Origin of the sequence: Nocardia sp. NPDC056564 (assembly GCF_042793755.1) — a bacterium.
In the GTDB taxonomy this organism is placed as follows: Bacteria; Actinomycetota; Actinomycetes; order Mycobacteriales; family Mycobacteriaceae; genus Nocardia.
Genome location: NZ_JBHTUR010000034.1, coordinates 24,530 through 43,927, shown reverse-complemented (window position 1 = coordinate 43,927; position 19,398 = coordinate 24,530). Strand labels below are relative to the sequence as shown.

At 68.4% G+C, this 19,398-nt stretch carries 9 protein-coding genes; all 9 read left to right on the top strand.

Going from position 1 to position 19,398, the window contains the following annotated elements; translation table 11 throughout:
* Positions 1–12 precede the first annotated feature (12 nt).
* The 9 genes from ACFQ9K_RS43705 to ACFQ9K_RS43665 all read left to right on the top strand — a co-directional run bounded on the left by ACFQ9K_RS43705 (position 13) and on the right by ACFQ9K_RS43665 (position 19,387).
* A complete protein-coding gene (locus ACFQ9K_RS43705) occupies positions 13–369 on the top strand; it encodes a YbaB/EbfC family nucleoid-associated protein (protein WP_378721033.1) in 357 nt (118 codons plus the stop codon).
* A 72-nt stretch (positions 370–441) separates the two neighbouring features.
* Positions 442–2,016 carry an MFS transporter gene (locus ACFQ9K_RS43700; RefSeq protein ID WP_378721032.1) on the top strand — a complete coding sequence of 525 codons (1,575 nt, stop codon included), beginning with the start codon at positions 442–444 and terminating at the stop codon, positions 2,014–2,016.
* A gap of 218 nt (positions 2,017–2,234) precedes the next feature.
* Entirely contained in the window at positions 2,235–2,603 is a 369-nt protein-coding gene (locus ACFQ9K_RS43695) for a hypothetical protein (RefSeq protein WP_378721031.1), read from the top strand.
* Between the two features lie 131 nt (positions 2,604–2,734).
* Positions 2,735–3,394, top strand: a complete 660-nt coding sequence (locus ACFQ9K_RS43690) for a response regulator transcription factor (RefSeq protein ID WP_378721030.1) — start codon at positions 2,735–2,737, stop codon at positions 3,392–3,394.
* A 12-nt stretch (positions 3,395–3,406) separates the two neighbouring features.
* The gene (locus tag ACFQ9K_RS43685) at positions 3,407–4,825 is read left to right on the top strand and encodes a sensor histidine kinase (RefSeq protein WP_378721029.1); all 1,419 of its coding nucleotides are present in this window, start codon (positions 3,407–3,409) and stop codon (positions 4,823–4,825) included.
* Positions 4,826–4,877: 52 nt separating this feature from the next.
* On the top strand, positions 4,878–6,077 hold the full coding sequence (locus tag ACFQ9K_RS43680) for a hypothetical protein (protein ID WP_378721028.1): 1,200 nt from the start codon (positions 4,878–4,880) through the stop codon (positions 6,075–6,077).
* Positions 6,041–14,770 (top strand): hypothetical protein, encoded by an 8,730-nt coding sequence (locus tag ACFQ9K_RS43675; protein ID WP_378721026.1) that lies wholly within the window; start codon positions 6,041–6,043, stop codon positions 14,768–14,770. Before ACFQ9K_RS43680 ends, ACFQ9K_RS43675 begins: the two co-directional genes overlap by 37 nt.
* Complete coding sequence (locus ACFQ9K_RS43670) at positions 14,719–18,858, top strand: C2 family cysteine protease (RefSeq protein ID WP_378721025.1); 4,140 nt, start codon at positions 14,719–14,721, stop codon at positions 18,856–18,858. Before ACFQ9K_RS43675 ends, ACFQ9K_RS43670 begins: the two co-directional genes overlap by 52 nt.
* Positions 18,851–19,387, top strand: a complete 537-nt coding sequence (locus ACFQ9K_RS43665; RefSeq protein WP_378984508.1) for a type VII secretion system-associated protein — start codon at positions 18,851–18,853, stop codon at positions 19,385–19,387. The genes ACFQ9K_RS43670 and ACFQ9K_RS43665 overlap by 8 nt, the downstream gene beginning before the upstream one ends.
* Positions 19,388–19,398: the final 11 nt, after the last annotated feature.

Genomic DNA, 19,398 nt, shown 5'->3' with positions numbered 1-19,398 from the left:
AAGGACTTCCCCATGGACGACGAATTCGCCGGTGCCGTCGACGATTTCCGCACGAAGGTGGCCGAAATGACCCGGCTGCAAGCGGAATGGGCGCAACTCGTGGCGACCGGCACCGCCCAACGCCGCCGAGTCAGGGTCACCGTCAATGCCGACGGCATCGCCATCGAGATCAAATTCGCCGCCGACATCAGCGACCTGGACTACGACGAGATCGCCGCGGCGGTGACCGAGGCCTCCGGCAAGGCCGTGCTCGACCTGGCAGAGCAGGCCAAAGAACTGATGGCCCCCGTCGCCGTCGATCGCGGCCCGGCGCCCGGCCCCGCGGACCTGCTCGCGGCGGTCGCCTCGCTGCGCGATCAACTCCGCTGAGCGAATCGTGCCGGGCGAGCGGATCGTTCGCCGCGGGCGGTAGAAAGTCATGCTCGGACTTAAGGTCACAGCATGACAACGGAGATCGACCGTTCGGGCCGCGGGGGCGAAGAGGGCCGGACGAGCACGCAAACCGGGCCGAGCCGATTGACCGGCCGCCGTCGTGGACTGGTGCTGCTGGTCCTGTGCGGCACCGGCTTTCTGATCAGCGAGGACACCTCCACACACAGCATCGCGGTGCCGACGCTGTTGCAGCAGTTGGGCGATCGGCCGGTGCTGCAGACCTCGCTGTGGATCCCCAAGGTATATGTCCTGGCCTTCATCGCGCTGCTGCTGGTCGGCGGCGCGCTGGTGGATCGGCTCGGGGCCAAGCGGGTCCTGGTCGGCGGCTTCCTGGTCTATCTCCTCGGCTCCGCCGTGCACCTGGTGCTGGCGCAGACCTCGATTCCGCTGCTCCTGGCCAGGATATTCATGGGCGCGGGCGTGGCGGTCATCGTGCCTGCGACATTGTCCATCCTGGTGCTGGTCAGTGAACCCGGGGGCGAGCGGGCCCGGGCGGTCACGCTGTGGGCGGGTTGTTGCGCGGCGGGTGTCACTGTCGTCCCGCTGATCGCCGGGCTGATTCTCAACGATGTGGTGTGGCCGCGCGTGGTGGCGGGGCTCGGGTTCACCGCGGTGGTGCTGCTGATCGGGGTCGTCTGGTTCGTGCCTGCCGTCCGGCCGGATCCGGCCTGTCCGGTGGACTGGCCGGCCGCGGTCACGGTGACGCTCGGCATCGGCCTGGTCGCACTCGCCCTGATCCAGGCACCCTATTGGGGTTGGACCTCGCCGTCGTTCGGCGCCGCGCTGGCCGCCGGGGTGCTGCTGGCCGTGGTGTCGGCGCAGATCCGCCGAGCCGGAGTGCTCCCGCACGACTGCCTGCGAGCGGACCCTCGGGTCCGGCTCGCGATGGCGGCGCTGGCGACGGCGATCCTGGCCCTGTTCGGCGCCGTCTTTCTGGCCATCCAATATCTCCAGGCGATGGGGGATCGAAGTTCCATCCTGGCAGGCGCATTCATTTTCCTGCCCGCGTGCGCCGCGACCGCGATCGGCGCGAAGGCCGGTTCGGCGTTGCAGCGTCAGGGCTGCGTGGTCGCCGCGATCGTCATCGGGTTGACCGCGATGGTGGACGGTCTGGCGATCGGCCTGACCGCAGGCACTCAGGGGGAACTGAGCCCGCTGGTGGCCATGGTCGCGGTGACGAGCGTCGGCTTCGCGATGGTGCTGAGTATCGCGCTGGACGCGATCAGCGCGGCGCTGCCGCGGACCCGCACCGCGATTCCGTGGGCCGCGCAGATGATCGTCGTGCAGGTCAGCGGCCTGCTCGGCCTGGCGATCGTGGGCAGCCTGGTCGATCGGGGCTACCGCGCGCACTTCGTCATCCCGGCCAAGCTGCTGGCCCACGGCGGCGCCGCGGTCAGCCGGGATCCGCTCGGAAAGGGTGTGGCCGCGGCGGCGTCGGCGGGTGAGCCGCTGGCCGTCGCCGTGCAGAACGCATTCCTGGCCGGCTACCGGCACGGGCTGCTCGCCATCATCGGCGTGGTCGCCGCCATGGTGGTCGCGATCCTCGTTTCGGTGGCGCGCGCGAGAAAGCCGAAAAGGGTTTAGCCGCGAATCATCAAGAATGTGACGACTTCTCAAGGAAATCTAAAGATGATGCGAAAGTTATCTTCGAATTCCAAAGTCGCACACCATTATTACGGCGATGATTTGACGGTCATCGAATGGCGCGCATAATTTCGGTTCAGCGTTATGCCGAGTTGCTCTCGATGCAATCGATGTATTCGGCACGTTGTCACCTGAACTATCGAAAGGCTGGGTTTGCCATGCAGGATTCCGACACCGGCACTCCCGTTCGCCGGCGACGCACCGGCGGCAGCCGGACCAGCGCGGCGCGTTCGTCCTCGTCCCGGCCGTCGGCCGAGGAGACCCTGGCGAAGTCGCGAGCCGAACGGGCTCAGCTCGAACAGGGCAGGTTGTTCCAGGCCGGGCTCATCGAAGAGGCCGAGCAATTACACGAGGAGCTCCGCGTGCTGCATGAGGAATTGCGTGAGCTCTACCGGCAATTGGGCAATCTGCGCAAACGTTTCCCCAGCCTGCCGCCTGCCACTCGGCTCGCCGGATTCCCGCCGATCGTGGTCGGCCCGATGCAGTCCGCCGACGCCCGTCTCAACTCGGGCCGGGCTACCGCCTGAGCATAATCGCGCGCCGAAAGCGAGTTCCGCCAACGACGTTCACCCACCCGTTGCCCGCCGGTGTGCGCCTTCACCTGCTGTAGTCTCACGACCTGGCCAGGTCGAGTCTGGACTGCGGAAGGAATCGGGTCGTGCGTGTGGTGGTGGTGGAAGATGACGCGGGTGTGGCGGCTGCGGTCATCGATGGCCTGCGGACCCACGGTTTCGGCACCGTCGACCACCTGACGCACGGGCTCGACCTGCTGACCTCGCACACCGGCTACGACGCCGTCGTCCTCGATCTGGGCCTGCCCGATGTGAACGGCTATCTTGTGCTGCGTCAATTGCGCAAGGTCAGCACCGTTCCCGTGGTGGTGCTCACCGCGGAGGGCGACGAACTCGCGGCGGTCTCCTGCCTGCGGGCCGGCGCCGACGATTACATGGTCAAGCCGCCGCGGGTCGGCGAGCTGGCCGCGCGGCTCGAGGTGGCCGTGCGGCGTTGGCAGGCCCTCGGTTCCTGCCCGTCCGTGGTGGTCACCGGTGATGTGCGGGTGGATCTGTCGGCGCGGCAGGTCGAGGTGGCCGGCGAGCCGGTCGCCTTGACGCAGAAGGAGTTCGCGGTCGCGCGGGTACTGGTCGAGCAGGCCGGCGCCGCGGTGGGGCGCGAACAGATCATGGACGAGATCTGGGGCGAGAAGACGCCGTCCACCTCACGTTCACTCGACGTCCACATGGGCGCGCTGCGGGCCAAGCTGAACCGGCCCGGCCTGATCACCACGATCCACGGCTTCGGCTACCGCTGGGCTCGGTGAGGAGACCGCCGGATGCGCGTCCGTCTGGTGACCGCGTTCACCGTGCTCGCGGCGATCTGCATGACCTGCTTCGCCATCGGCATCGGCTACGAGCTGGCCTTCAGCCGGACCCGCGGCCTGGTGATCGATCGGATCCAAGACGCCAATAGATTCGGTGTGCTGGCCGCGACGGATCCGGCGAGCCTCATCGACGAGGCACAGACCTATTCCGACCGCAGCGGCAACGGCGTCCTGGTGATCGCCGCCGACGGCACGGTGATGTGCGACATCCGGGTCGACCGCGGCGACGCGCAGGTGCGTGAGGCGGTCGGCGACGGTCACTGGATCGTGCCCACGCAGCCGCTGTATCCGTGGAGTACGCAGCCGATGTTCGTCGCGCAACCCATCGGCACCCCGCCGCAGGCCGGCGGCGTCGTCGTCATCGATATCGCGACCGCGGCTACCCGCACCGCGATCACCGACCGCTGGATCCAGCTCGTCTGCGTCACCGCGACGGCTCTGCTGGTGTTCGGCGGCCTGGCGCTGGTCGTCTCCGGCTGGATCCTGCGCCCGGTGTCCGAGCTGCTGCGCGACGTCGACGCGCTGACCTCGACGCTGCCCGCGCAACGGGGCGCCGCCCGTCGGTCCTGGCTGCGCAGCGAAGGACCGCCGGAGATCATGGAATTGGCGGTCGGCGTGGAAACGGTGACCAGGGCGGTGGCCGAATTGGCCGCCGCCGAACGGCAACTCGTGGTCGACACCGCGCATTCGCTGCGCAATCCGCTTGCCGCGCTTGCCGTCCGGCTGCAGGCGTTGCAACCGATGATTGCCGCGGACCGGGCGGCGGCCACTTTCGTCAGCGTCGTCGGCGAGGTGGACCGGCTGACGGCGCTGCTGGACGGGCTGCTGGCCTCGGCGGTGGCCGAGGCCGGTTCGGATCGGCACGCGCGGCCGGCGGCCGGTTGCGATGCGGTCGGCGTCGCCGAGGATCGGGTCCAGGCCTGGCACGACGCGTTTCTCCGGGCCGACATGACGCTCACCCTGCGGCCGCTCGTGGGCGCGGCGGCAACGACCGTCCCGGCGGGCGTGCTCGCCCAGATTCTCGATGTCGCACTGAGCAATTCGGCCCGCTACGCCGGACGCGGTGCGCAGGCGACGGTCACCGTGAACCATGAATGCGAGTCCGTGGTGGTCGTGGTTGAGGACACCGGGGTGGGTGTGTCGCCGGACGAGATCGACCGGCTCACCACGCGATTCTTTCGCGGCGCACAGGCGGGCAGTGGTGGTTCCGGACTCGGCCTGCCGATCGCCGCGACCCTGGCCGCGCAGCACGGCGGGCTGTTCTTCGTCGACACCGCGCAGCCGCACGGCCTGATCGTGACGGTGAGTCTGCCTGCCGGAGCGGCCGATTCGCCAACCTTACCGGCGGGTGAACTGCTGAAGAAGCGGTGAACTCTGGGGTCGCCGCACGACATCGCTGACCGATAACACCAACGATGGCGCTGTGACACCACCGCCTGACCACAACGGGCCCTCCGTGCGCGTCGATCCGGCGGACCTGATCGACAAGGGTAAGAAGCTCGCCGAGCTGCCGAGCGCTGCCAAGGGCCTGTTCGACATCATGAACAAGCTGCACAGCACCCTCCAGTCGCTGGGGCAGCCGTGGGGCGACGACAAGCTGGGCAAGCAGTTCGCGGAGGGCGCGTCCGGCTATGTGGCCGCGGTGGATTCGGTGGTCGGCAACGCGAGCACCGGATCGGACGCGTCCGGCGCGATCCCGGTCTTCGGCCAGTTGCTGATCAATTACGGTGCCACCATTCAAGAAGCGGGCAAGGCGTTCTCGGCCGGCGAGGATCTCTACGCCGAATGGATGCTGAAGAACTACGTCGACGAGGACGCGCACGGCAATCCGGGGCCGTACAAGGGCCCGCTCAGTTCCGATCCGAATCACGGCAAGACCGGTGACGACAAGGACAAGGGCGGCGGGGGCAACAACGACAAAGGCGGCGGGGACAAGAACTCGTCGGGTCCGCCGCCGCCGACCACGGACAATCACGGATCGGGCGGCGGGCCGAAGCCGGGCGGGCCGAATATCCCGGAACCGGGCGGGTCCGATCCCGGTGGGTCCAACCCCGGTGGCATCGGCGTGCCGGGTGGGGCGACGGGTCCGGGCGGTGCTCCGCCAGAAACATCGGCTTTCACACCGGAGTCCGGCACAGAGCGTAAGAGTTCGGTCGACCCACTCGGACTTTCTCCCCGGTCGGACGGCGCGGACCTCGATGCGGCGCTCAACCCTGGCGCGGGTGGGCTGTTCGGCCCGCTCGGCCCGAACGGGTACCGGCCGTCCCTCGATTCGATAACCGGTGCGCCGGTGGACAAGCCGGGTGTGCCCGGCGTCGGCGGCAAGAGCGGCGCCGGCGGGGTGCCGGGCATTCCACAGACGCGTCTGCCGTCCTCGGCGTTCGACGGCGAGAAGCTGGCCGGCAAGAACGGGATCGGCGGGTTGCCGTCGCGGGCCGCCATGCCCGGCAACGGCATGCTGCCGCCGGGCATGCCGGGGGTTCCGCCCGGCGCCCAAGGCGGCGCTCCCTCGGCCGGAAAAGGCAAGCGGCGCAAGGCCGCTTCGCCCACACCGGAGGTCGAGGAGCCGACCGGCACGGATGCGCCGTGGCCGCTCACCGACCGCCGGACCGGCGAGCGCTGATGTCCGTGCCCGACGCGGTCTCGCAGTCCGATATCAAGCTGCCGGAAGAACTGCACTGGCTCAGCTACGTAGCCGGTAGCGAGTGGCCCAAGGGCAGCGAGAACGGCATGTTCGCGCTCGCCGACGCGTGGTCGGACGCCTCCGGTGAGTTGTCCGGCGTGGTGACCGGCATCGAGGACGCGGTCAAGGACATCTTGGCCGCGTATCCCTCTGCGGGCGAGCTGAATTCGTCGATGGTGCAGACGCTGAAGCACCTCACCGACGAGTCGGACACGGCGTCGTTGCAGGCCATCGCGAAGTCGATGCATCAGCTGGCCGGATCGTGCGACAAGGTCGGTTGCGCGATCCAGGAAAACAAGATCATGATCGTCGTCGGCCTGGTGCAGCTGGTCTACGAGATCGCGCTGGCCTGGCTCTCGCCGGTGACCGCTCCGGCCCAGGAGGTCGTGCTGATCGCCTGGTACCAGGTGGTGTTCCAATGGCTGAAGAAATTGCTGATGCAGATGGTCATCGCCGCGCTGAACGCCATGGGCCAGCAGATGATCCTGAACATCCTCATCCAGCTCGGTCAGATGGCCGCCCATCACCGCGACGGATTCGACGGTAAAGCGTTGTGGCAGGCCGCGGTCGGCGGTGCGCTCGGCGGCGCGTTCGGCGCGGCGTTCGGCAAATTGGGCGGGGACCTGTTCAAGTTCATGGGCGGGAAGATCACCCGCACCGAGTTCGACAAACGCTGGCAGCAGCTGCTGACCGGCATGGTGCAGGGCGGCGCCGGTGGTGTCGGCGGCATGGTCGGCGGCGGTGTGGCCAACATGGCCCTCAACGGCGGCCCGTTCGAGCTGGACCCCAGGATGCTCGGTGCGGGTGCGGCCGGCGCGTTCAGCGGCGGCGCGCGCGGGTGGCGCGCGTCCGGGGCGAAGCCGCATGTCGACCTGCCCACGACCGCGAATCCGGGAACCAAGCTGCCGGCGGGCGGACCGCCGGTGCGGCCGGGGGACGGACCGCCGGCTTCCGGATCCGGTTCGGCGCCGGTGCACGAGCCTGCGGGCACCGGTGGCCCGAAGGCGAACGGCGACAACGCGAACGGTAAATCCGGTTCGGGCGGCGGGGCCGATCAAGGTTCGAGCGCGACGCAGAAGTCCAGTGCGCCATCGGTGCACGGCAACGAGACGGCCGAGAACTCGTCCGGCGGTCGGTCCGGTCAGAACGAGGCGGCCGGGCGCTCCGGTTCGCACGACAGTTCCGCACCGTCGCATAGCGCCGACAGCTCGTCCGCGCATGGCGACAGCACGTCGCAGCGCGCGAACGATGGTTCGTCCCATGCGGACAACCAGCAGCGCCCGGTCAACGATCAGGCGTCGTCGGGGGTTGCGGGACAACCGCATTCGAATGCGGCCGCGACCGCACATCAGGCACCCGCCACGGAGCCGACCAAGCCGGGTGCCGCAGCGGCGAATGGCGCGCCACCGCCGAACGCGCGGGCGGCGACGAACGACGTCAAAGGCGGCGCACCAGCCGCATCGCCCAGGGCGACGGACTCGTCCACGTCGCCCGGTCGTCCGCAGGTCGGTGCCGACCAGCGAGCGCAACCTCGGATGTCCGACACACCCAGCGGCAGTGGCGCTTCCGATGTTCAAACGCAGCGGTCGACGAGCGCGGTGACCAAACCCGAAACCCAGCAGACGCAGGTCCATTCGACGCCGGAGCAGTCGGCGTGCGGAAGCCGGGCGAAGCCAGAGGGTTCCGCGCCTCTCGGCGGCGACAAGTCGCCCAGCGGCGGTGACCGCGCGTCGCAGATCGGCGACAAAACGCCCAGCGCCGGGGACAGGTCAACCGCCACCGGCGACAAGTCGGCCAACCCGGGTGACAAGCCCACCGGCAGCGGTGACAAGGCCAACGCCGGGGACAAGGCGTCCGGCGGTGACAAGTCCACGAACCCCACGAAAGAGCCGGCCAAATCACCGAATTCGCCCCACTCGTCCGATCCGAAGTCGACCGCTTCACCACAGCGCAGCGGCGTGGCCAAGGACGGTGACCGGGCCGGCGCCACCGATCCGGTCAACGCCCGCGCACACACAGCCGACGGCTACACCGGTCGTGCCCGCTGGCGCCGCGTGGAGGCGGACCTGCTCGGCCCGGTGTGGCCGGGCGGCCGCGCGTTCCTCCGCGAGGTCGTCGGTTTCCAGCAGACCCTGGACCTGCTGCGAGGCAGCAGGTCGCCGCACGACGACCGGGAGCCGTTCCGGCAGGCACAGGGCGCCGATCTGCCGATGCGCGAGGGTTTCGGTCAGAAGGACCCCGGCGACACGCCACCCGGTCACGAAGGCGCCGCAGTACCCGGCTACGACAAGCCGCTGTCCCGCGGCATGTATCGGCTGAACGAAAACGAAAGGGCCGCACACCTATTCAAGATCGAGGACGGGCACTGGTCGAGAGTCGAGGAAGCCCCCGCGAAGAAGTCCGACGACGACGTCCCGGCGTCGGGCAAGACCGGCGAGGCGCCGCCGAAGACCGGTAAGACGCAGTCCGCTCCGAGCAAGAACATGGTCGGTGAGGACGGCGGCACACCGCACACCCCGGTGCCGCGCTCGGGGCCGCTACTGAAACGATGGGCCGAGGGCACCGCCCCGGTCATGCGGACGGTGGTCGGCGACCACGAAGGTCGTTGGTACGTGAGCGATTTGCCGCACGAGGCGTTCCACAACGCCGGGGTGTACGTGGCCTTCAAAGCCGAGTTCGTGAACGGGAAACTGGCGTCGGTCTTCGACTGGGCCGGTGCGTACCATCCGTCGCCCGCCAGGATCAAGGCCGCGCTGGGCGAACATTATGACGGCATAACGCATTTCGACCAGCATGGCCGCAAGTACACCCCCGCGGAGCAGGAGGGCTGGCCGCCCGCGGCCGAACGCACGCCGGTTGGACACGACGACGTGGCACCGAAATCCGATCACGACGAGACACCGCCCAAGCCCGAGCATTCCGACCTGCCCGACCCGCCACCGCGTCGGGCGCCGACGGACCCGCCGAACCTCGAGCGCGACGCCAAGGACCTGCTCGATGCCTACCAGCCGGACGAATGGGCGCGAGTCTCTCGCGACGACCTGAAGGAGGCCCTGTCCGGCAGCATCCACCACGATGCGCAAGACCCGGCTCAGTTGGCCGAGTACCACCGCGCGGTGACGGCCGCGGTCGAGGTGGTCCGGCGCGAGACCGGCAAGACCCTGCGCTGGACCCAGGTCATGGCGGTCATGGCGATGCGGCACGGGCCGATCAACATGGACGCCGGCGAGGGCAAGACGCTGGCGTTCCTGGCCGACGCGATGCTGAAAGCCTCGGCGGGCGACCCGGTTCAGGTCTTCACCACCCGAGACACCCTGGCCAACGACGCTTTCCGCCTGTACAACGACGTCCTGCGCCCGTACGGCTTCGATGTCGGCCGGATGAATCCAGAAGGCGGCCCGACCGGTGCGGACGCCGACGCGCCGCAACGCCCGACGATCAATATCGGCACCCTGAACGACGCCGGCTTCGGCAGGCTGCGAGGCAAGGTCGTGCCGGGCCGCCTCGCGGTGATCGACGAGATCGATGAGGCCCTGGTGCATGCCGACACCACCTGGATCCTCTCCGAGGGTGCGGCCGCGCCGGCCGCGCACGACGTAGCCGAACGCGTCGCATACGCGCGCGATTTCCTCGATCAGCGGCTGAGCTCCGGTGAGCTCACCCCGGCGCACTTCGGCCGGACCGGCGATCAGGTGGGCGGCCCGGCGAAGCTGACCGAGGAGGGCAGGTCCGCGGTCACGGAGCTGCTGGCCCGCGAGCAGCCGGGTGACCGAACGCTGACCGAGGCGCAGCGCCGGGAACGGCTCGACGAGGCCGTGCGCCGGATCGAATCGGCCGCGTCGGCGCGATGGGAGTTCGTCGAGAACGACCACTACATCGTGGACCGGGCGAACAACAAGGTCTTCATCATCGACCAGACCACGCACAAGGTGATGTTCGACCCGAAGACGTCCACCGAGAGCCGCTGGAACGGTGGCCTGGCCCAGGCCGTCGAGGCCAAGCACGGTCTGACCATCCGCAACGATTCCGGCGGTGCGCTCAGCCTGACCGCCAAGGAGATGTTCTCCGACACGCACTATGACCCGTTGACCGGCGCGTCCGGCACCGCCGCGGGCGTATCGCACGAACTCGTCGCGCAGTACGGCATGACCGACGTGGTGAAGATCCCGCGTTTCGCGGAGTCGAGACTCGACGTCCTCGACGCGTCGATGGCCCGCGACCAGTCGGCGAAACACCAGATGATCGCCGACGATATCGCCGCGCAGCACGGTCCGGCAGCCCGTCCGCAACTGGTGATCGCCAACCGCAACAGCGAGGTCGCGCAGCTGTCGGCGTTGCTGACCAAGGCGAACGTCGACCACATCGCGGTCGACGCGAAATGGTTCCTCGACCACGGCGAGCACGCGGAGGCGCGACTCCAGCAGATCTTCGACGAGGCGGGCCAACTGGGCAAGGTGCTGCTCATCAACCGGCAGGGCGGCCGTGGTGTCGACATTCCGGTCAGCCACGCGGTCAGCGAGGCCGGTGGCCTGCACGTGACGGTGACGAGCAAGTCGAACCTGCGCGATATCGACATCCAGGCCGAGAACCGGGCCGCGAGGTCCGGGCAGGAAGGCAGTGTCCGGTACTACCTGGCCGCCGACGACGCACTGTTCGCGCACGCGCCCGAGCACGCCCTGACCATCATCCGCTACACCGACGCGGTCGCGGAGCACGCCACCCTGGACACGAAATACCGTGCGACACAGGAGACGCAACAACTCGCCGAGGCCGCGCACCAGGCGGCGCCGACTCCGGCGAATCGAGCCGTCCTCGACGCCGCCCGCGACGACCACGACGCGGCGCTGGTCGCCCGCGACGCCGGGCTGCGGGTTCGTCAGGCGGCGGAGGCCGAGCTGGCCAACCTGGCTCCGGTGCTACAAGCCAGGAACTCCCGGCCCGAGCAGGTCGACAGTGTTGCCGCGCTCGCGGATTCGCTCGCCGAGCGGAGACAGGTCGGTCCGGTGGCGGCGCATCAGCCGGACGTGGACGGTAGGCCGAAGATCCCCGACCTGGAAATGCCGGTGGCACAGACCGTCGAGAGCCGGCACGACCATCTCGGCGACGGCGTGGCCACACCGGACACCGCGGCTCTGCCCGAGGTGAAGGTGGCCGATCCGCAGAGCCGGGAACTGGGCAAGCGGATCGCGACGATCACGGAGACGATCAAACAGGCCGACCGAGCCGATCTCGAGTCGCTCGCCGCGCTTCGGCAGGAACAGCAGGAACTGAAGGGGCAGTTGGCCGCTCACTTCGCGGAGCTGTCGCCCGACGAGCAGCAGATCGCTGTCGCTCGTGCCGAACAGCTGGGCAGCATCGATCGGCACGAACAGGATCTGGCTGACCGGGAAGGCCTTTCGCTGGACGAGTTGCGCACCAGGATGACGGCGGAGCTCGAAACCGCTTTCGCGGGTAAGGATGTCGCCATCCGCGTGACCGAGGATTCCCTCGTCGACGTGTTGCGGGACGGACGGTTCAAGACGGCCTTCGACCACGGTGATACCGGGGAGGGCGTGAACAGCCGCGGGTTGCTCGAGCACCGCTGGTTCGGCCACGAACAGCACAGTCATCCGGTCGGCAAACGTGCCGTCTACGGATACGTGCGGATGAGCGAGGAGCGACCGGCCCGCCGCCAATCCGACGACTACCTGTCCAACTATGGCGAGGTACAGGTGGTGCTGAAGGCCGCGGTGCGCGCACGGACTACGGCCTGTGTCGGTGATTCGATCGCCGACCAGATGCGTACCTATCCCTCGCCGCTCGAGCATCCGCTGCCCGAATCGTTCGGAATCTACGCACCACCCCAGCGGACTGTGCTGCCCTCGGCGCATGTCGGTCTCGGACGCGACCTGACGCACGCCGATTTCGAGAAGTGGCGATATGTCGAGGCGCAGGTGCACGGCGGGGTCGAGGTCGCCGACATCGATCACGTGGTCTTCCCGACGCATCCGGAACAAGATGTTCGGGATCTGTTGCATCGCAATGGTATTCCATGGAAAGTATTCCGCTCCGCGGATGACGAGCAGATCGTTCCGGCGGAGTTCGCGGACTTCTTCGCGAGCCGGGCCGGCGCGATGGCGCCGGCCGGCGTCGTCGGTGACGTGGTGACACACACCGCTGCGGAATCGGACTCGGCGGTCAGCAACCCGCTGATCGGATGGAAGTCGCATCTGAACTCGCTGCGGCTGCTCGGCGACGACGATGCGCAGCGCGGCAAGAACTTCCTGAACGTGCCGATCCGGTTCAAGCCGGAGGATGTCGTGTCGCAGTCCTTGATCGGTCCGGACGGCCGTACGATCGGCGTCTCCTTCAAGCACGTCCAATTCGAGATCGAGCATGCCGCCAGCTGGGCAGGCGCGCAGCTCTGGCACGACCAGGTGGTGCGCACCCGGCCCGGCCAGGGCGGTGCGGCGGTCTTCAACGGGCCGACCAGGAAGGGACAGGAACTAGCGGTCGCGCCGTGGGCGTCCGAGTACGTCAGCGGGGGTAAAGGCCCGTTCTTCGTCAACGCCCACGCGGGCTCGAACACGTTCGAGATCCGGCTCCGGACCGGGACCACGCTCGAGGTGAACGGCCGCACCTTCGCCGCGCTCCTGGAGGCGTCCGCGGGATTCCGCGATACGTTCGGCGCCGGCACCGATGCGCCCAGCTCGGTGGTGCTGCTGTCCTGTAAGGCGGCCAAGGGTTCGGCCGCGCCCGATTTCGCCGCAGCACTGCACGAGACATTTCCCGGCACCGACGTGCATGCGTCCAGCGGTGTGGTCACCACGTCCACGAAGTGGTCGCGGGACGCGCCGGATACCCGGGCCCGGTTGGTCTCGGGTGACAACAACGCGGGTTGGGAGACCTTGCGTAGCAACGGCTCTCGGACAGTGCACGAGAGCACCAGGTACGCAGATGCCACCGCCCCGGTGAATTCCACGGTCGGATTCGCGTCGGCGGTCAGTCACGATGCGGTTGCCGAGTCTGCGAGCAGGGCGGATGCGGTGAATCCGCCCGGGGTCGTCGTCGACGCGGCCGTGACCAACACCGGCACACACGATGACTCCGCGCCCATCGTGGACACCACGGTCAGCAACCCGCTCGGCTTCAAGACCCATCTGCGTTCCCTGCTGCTGAGCGGCGACGACGTGCTGACCGGCGAGAACTTTCTGCACAAGTCGGTCAAGTTCAAGCCGGCCGACGTCGTGTCGCGGGCCTTGATCGGACCGGACGGGCAGCCGATCGGCGTGTCGTTCAAGCATGTGGCGCACGAGATCGACGCGAGCACGCGGTGGGCGCAAGCGCAGAATTGGCAAGACAAGGTGGTGCGCACCCACCCCGGGCAGAAGGGTCAGGCTGCCTTCGACGGCGCGACCCGGCTCGGGCACGAGGTGGTCCCAGCGCCGTGGGCCGCCGAATACGGTGCGGGCGGTAGGGGGCCCGTCTACATCGACGCGCACGCGGGGAAGAACACCTTCGAGATCCGGCTGAAGACCGGAACCACACTCGACGTCGACGGTGCGACGTTCGGACGGCTGATCAAGGAGTCTCCGGCCTTCCACGACGCACTAGGCACCGATGTGGTCCGCTCGGTCGTACTGATGTGCTGCAACGCGGCCAAGGGCACGGCCGCGCCCGACTTCGCCACCGCCTTGCGCGAAATGCTGCCCACCGCAACGGTGCACGCGTCCAGCGGCACGGTGTCGATGTCCTCGATGAACTTCACGAACGCGCCGGGCAACCGGTATCGGCTCCTGGCGGCCGAGGACAACGCCGGCTGGGAAACCTTCGACGGCAATGGCGGCCGGACGATGGACGAATCCACCAGATACGACCCCGCCGCCGCGACCGCGACCGCCGCGGCCCGGACCCCGTCGGGGATCGACCGCACCCAGACCGTGACGAATACCGCTCGCTCCGCTGCCGCGCCCGCGACGGATCCGTTGTCCGCGAGCGCCGCCGGGCCGCAGGTGCACCCGACGCAGCCCGCATCGGCCACCTCGATATCGGGAGAGTCGGCAAAGAGCAAGCGTCCCTTGAGCTTCGAGGCCTCGGATGTGCTGAGCCGCCCCCTGGTGGACAAGCACGACCGGGTGATCGGGGTGTCGTTCGTGACCAAGGACGCCGGTCAGCGGGAGGCGGTGAAGTGGGCGCGCGCGGCATCCGGGCAGGACCGGGTCGTGCTCACCGATGCCGGACAGACCGTGGAGGATGTGGCCAAGCGCCGCATGGACTTCGGTACGGATGTCGTGGACGCGCCGTGGAAGGCCGACTACGACAACGGGGCGCCCGGGCCGATCTTCATCGATGCCCATGCGTCGCCGGAACGATTCAGCGTCGACATCCGGCAGGCGAACGGGACCAGCAAGACGGTCCAGGTCGACGGTGCGAACTACGCCGAGATCGTCAAGGCGTCGGCCCCGTTCCAGCAGGCGATGCAGGAGGGCGCGCAGTCGGCCCGCTCGCTGGTGCTCATCTCGTGTAAGGCGGGAAAGAAGCATGCCGCAGCGGATTTCGCCCGCGCGATGCGTGATCTGCTGCCGGACGCGGCATCGGGACCGTGCAGGTCAGCGCGAAGAAGGCAGGCAAGACCTTCGCCACCCTCGGAGTGAACCGCAACAAGGGCTGGGTCACGATTCGGTCCGACGGCTCCGCGGAAGTCCAGCAGAGCACGGTCAAGGCGGACACCGGCCGAACGGGTTCCGGGACCAGACGGACAGCCAGGACCGACCAGCCCACCGCGGCCACGAGAGCGCACGACAGCGAATCCGATGACGAGTACCTGGGCGGCACCGACGCCGAGGCCGGCGACGCCCAGCTGCGACAGTGGTTCGCGCGCAACGTGTTCGACGACGCCTTCGATCGAGCGGTACGCGGACGCCCGCTGCGGGACGGTACCGGCGCGGAGGACCTGTCCGATCTCGAAGGCGTCTCCGACGATGTCCGCGATCCCGCGCCCGCGGCCGGTCTGTTCGCCGACGAGACCGGCGAATCCGGCGTCCGGTTGAGCGAAGACGCGCTTGCGGATCTCTTCCGCTCATCGACCCCGACCGGCACGCAAACCGAAACCATCGCTCCGGCAGCGCATTCCGACACCGCCGTGCCGGATACCGCGACCTTGCTCGCACTGCCGCCGCATGCGGCTCCGGCCGTCGCGGGTACCGTTCCGCAGGATCGAACCGTCCTGATCGACCGGCTCGGCAATCCGCACATCCTCGGCGTCGACGAGGGATGGCGGGTGCTCGGCACGCGGTTCACCCATCCGGACACCGGTCATGAGTACGTGGGATTGGTTCCGTTCGACCAGAAGACGGACGTGGATCCGATCTGGGTGCGTGACGGGCTGCTCGACCAAGCCTTCCACCTGCAGAAACGACTGTTCCCCTGGGGGACGGACTGTTACCTGACATTGCCCGGCCTCGGCTTCGACGGCGCCGCCGGTCGCGCGCAGTGGCTGCCGGGCGGCTCCTCGATCACGGTGAAGCCGGCCCAGAACGCCGACGGGACGGCCGATCTCAGCCGGACGATGTTCCGGGATCCGCAAGCCACCGACCCGGCGCACGCGTGGCGCACGCTGCCGCGTCCGGTCCTCGGCGTCGCGCTGCCCGGACTCCGTGCCTTCGACGGCCCGCTGTGGCACGCCGAACACGGCCCACTCGAGTCGGATGTGCGCCAGGGCAGGCTGGGCGACTGCTTCTTCGTCGCCAACATGATCGCGCTGGCGCGTAGTTCGCGGCAGCCGATCCCGGAGATGATGGTGGACCTCGGCGATTCGGTCGCGGTGCGGTTCTTCGACCAGGCCGGTGCTCCGGTGTGGAAACGGGTCACCAAGGACCTCTACGTCAACGGCGACGGCACCGCGCGTAACGCGGCGCATCTGGGTGTGCTCTGGCCGGCCATGCTGGAGAAGGCGTACGCGGTATTCGCCGGGGACACCGGGTACGCCGGACTCGATGGTGGTGATCCGGTCGACGCCGCCCGAAACCTCCAGCCCGCCAACCTGTCCGGTGGACTGCGGTCGCAACCGTCGCGTGCCGTCATGGACCACTACTTCCTGCACCCCATGCGGATGGACCACGACGCCTATACCCGGTTCGCCTCGGGCGACGAGGAATTCGCGCGCACGATCACCGCCCTGCACAGCACCTGGGAGGCGGAGTTGCGGGCGCATATCGCCCGCGAGCGAAATCCGGTGGGCGACGGTGCCGATTCGGCCCTGGTCCTGCGGCTGATCGAGACACACGGCGAAGTCCGCCAGGCCATCCAGGAGTTCCATCGGCAGATCCGGCCGGATAATCCGGCGTCCGCCACGGGTTTCCGTCGTTTCCTCGAGGGGCACCTGAGCGCGGATCAGCGAACCCGATGGGCGGCCCACATCGACGCCCTCGTCGACCACACCGGTCGAGAGGCCGCGTGGCGTGATCGGCTACTGGATCCGGCGACGATGCGTCCGGTTGCCGATCGGGTCCAATTCGCCCTGGACCGCGGCGATTTGGTGATGCTGAGCACGCGGCCATGGGGTGTCGACGACACGGCGCTGGTGCCAGGGTTGGTCGGCGGCCACGCGTACACGGTGCTCGGCGTCGAACGTGACGCGCACGGCGATCCGACGGCGCTGACCCTGCGCAATCCGTGGGGCAGCCATACCGAGACACCGGCGCCGCTACCGGGCATCCGCCACGACGACGACGGTGTGGTGCACGTGAACCTGGAGCATCTCAACAAGTTCGGCAAGCTGACGGTCAGCGGGTCCGGAGCCCGCGCCCTGTTCGGCTTGGACGAGTTGCCGCTGCCGTTCGCCAGTCTCGTGCGGATGGCCGCCGCGGGCGAGGAGGCCGGCTCCGGCGCGCACGTGCGCACCGATTCCGCGGATGCCGACGACCTCGCCGTAGCTCACGTGACCCATCCGCTGGAGTTGAAGCGGCGCTTCGCCACGATCAGGCTGCGACTCGACAAGAACCTGCTGCTCGGCGAAACGGAGAACACGAGCGTATACACCTTCCGAGCCAAGCAGCTCGTCCAGTCGCCGATCCTCGATAACCAGGGTCGCACGATCGGGATCACGTTCCTGCACGAGGAAGCTCAGCTGCGCCTGCTGCACGGGTGGGGCAGTGCCGCGAACGGGCACGACCGGGTCGTCCGGATGCGCTCCGACGAGGCGGATATCACCGCGGTGATGAGCGATCCGGCCAAGCTGACGCCCGACCGTTTGGCCGCGGCGCCGTGGGCAGGCGAATACCGGAACGGGCGAATCGGTCCGCTCTATGTTTCCGTGCACGCGGCCGAGAACGGTTTCGAGGTCCAGCTCCGTTCGGGCAAAGCGGTCGCGGTCGACGGGCAGACCTTCGCCTCGATCATCAAAACGTCTCCGGCATTCCGGGACGCGATGGCAACGGATCCGGCGAGATCGGTCGTCATGATCGCCTGCGAGATCGCGGCAGGACCGGCCGGGCGGGATTTCGCGCAGGCCGTGCACGAGTCGTTCCCGCAGAGCCGCGTCTACGCGTCCCAAGGGTCGGTGCAGACCTATGTCGACAGCAGCCTCGGAATAGGTTTGCTCGGTGCGGTGCGCGATCACGGCTGGGTGTCTTATTTCAACGGATCGGGCACCAATTATCCCAGAACCCGTTTCCCGATCACGGGGGCCGTTTCCGCGGCACCCGAGGTGGTTTCGGCATCGGTGATCCATTCCGGTTCCGACGACGACGCCTACACCAGCGATTCCGCGAGCGACGCCGCCCTCGGCGACGAGCTCACGACCACCGACATGACCCACCCCCTCGAGTGGCGGGCCCGCCTGCACACGCTGCGGCGGATGCTCACCGAGGACCCCTTGCTCGGCGTCACACCCGGCTCGTATGTGGTGAAGTTCGAGGCGAAGGATGTGCTGTCGCACCCGCTGCGCAACCACCTCGGCGAGACGATCGGCGTGTCGTTCCACCACAAGAACGACCTGCGCGGAGCGCAGCTGTGGGCGCAGACCGAGATCGGCCACGACTCGGTGATCCGCATGGATGCCGACGAGACCGACATGCTCGCCATCGGTAACCGCATCCGGAACAACGCGTTGAACGGCGCGAATTCGCACCCGGAGATCGTCGCGGCGCCATGGCAGCGGGAATATCGGGACGGCCGCAACGGTCCGGTCTACATTTCCGCGCACGCGGGTCCCGATCACTTCGAGATCCGCCTGAAATCGAAGGTATCCATCATCGTGGACGGCCGGACGTTCGCCTCGATCGTGGAGTCCGCCCAGCCGTTCCGGGATGCGCTGACCTCTGGGACGCTGCCTCAGGGGACGTCGAAATCGTTTGTCCTGGTGGCGTGCGAAGCGGCGAAGGGGGAGGCGGGCTCCGGTTTCGCCGACGCGATGCGGGTGAACTTCCCGGACAGTCGAATCTACGCGTCTCAGGGAGTGGTACACACCGCCGTCGTGGATATATCGACCCCGACGATTCGGTTGCCGGACATGAGCATGATCGGCGCGCACAACAACGCAGGCTGGATATCGTATTTGCAGGGCAGGGGATACCAGTACGCCAACACCCGGTATCCGGCGCAGAACCCGCCCGCGAACTTTGTCGTACCGCAGGCGAACCTGCCCGCGACGGGCACAACCCATTCATCCCCTTCGTATTCCGCGGGCACGCTGTTCGGCGTGCGGTTGCGGCGTCCAAGAGAGAGGTCCACCGATGAGTGACCAGCAGTCCGACGAATCCACCGGCGCCGAGTGGCTGTTCCTGATCGATCCGGCGTGGCAACCGGCCGCACCGGACGAGCGCCCGCCGGCTCATGCGGTGCTCGGCGGCTGGTTCGTCGACGAGGACGGCACGGTCGGCGAGTTCAACGCCAACCCGGACTACCGGCCGGTCGAGGACGGGCCGGCGGTCGATCCGGTCGATGCGACCCTGCGATTGGTGACGGAGGGCAAAGCCGATGCCGCGCAGCTGATGTCGACGCTGCGCGACGCCGTGGTCGGTGTCGCGATCGACGCGAACGGTGATCCGGTGGTCGCGGCCGCGCCCGACGGCGTGCCGTGCGTCCTGGTCACCTCCGCCGCGACCCATCGGCAGCACGTCGAGGGCGCGCGCTGGACCGAGGTGCCGATGGCGGAATTGGCCGACGCGCTGCCCGAGGAGGGCATCGACGTGCTGATCAATCCGGGCGCGCCGGCCTCGATGCGGTTGCTGGCCGGCGCGGTCAAACAGGCGCTGCCAGTTCAGGGTTGAGCAGGCCGCGG

Bases quoted from the DNA above. Each gene is read 5' to 3' on its own strand.
- ACFQ9K_RS43705 (WP_378721033.1), top strand. From the start codon at position 13: ATGGACGACGAATTCGCCGGTGCCGTCGACGATTTCCGCACGAAGGTG.
- ACFQ9K_RS43700 (WP_378721032.1), top strand. From the start codon at position 442: ATGACAACGGAGATCGACCGTTCGGGCCGCGGGGGCGAAGAGGGCCGG.
- ACFQ9K_RS43695 (WP_378721031.1), top strand. From the start codon at position 2,235: ATGCAGGATTCCGACACCGGCACTCCCGTTCGCCGGCGACGCACCGGC.
- ACFQ9K_RS43685 (WP_378721029.1), top strand. From the start codon at position 3,407: ATGCGCGTCCGTCTGGTGACCGCGTTCACCGTGCTCGCGGCGATCTGC.
- ACFQ9K_RS43665 (WP_378984508.1), top strand. From the start codon at position 18,851: ATGAGTGACCAGCAGTCCGACGAATCCACCGGCGCCGAGTGGCTGTTC.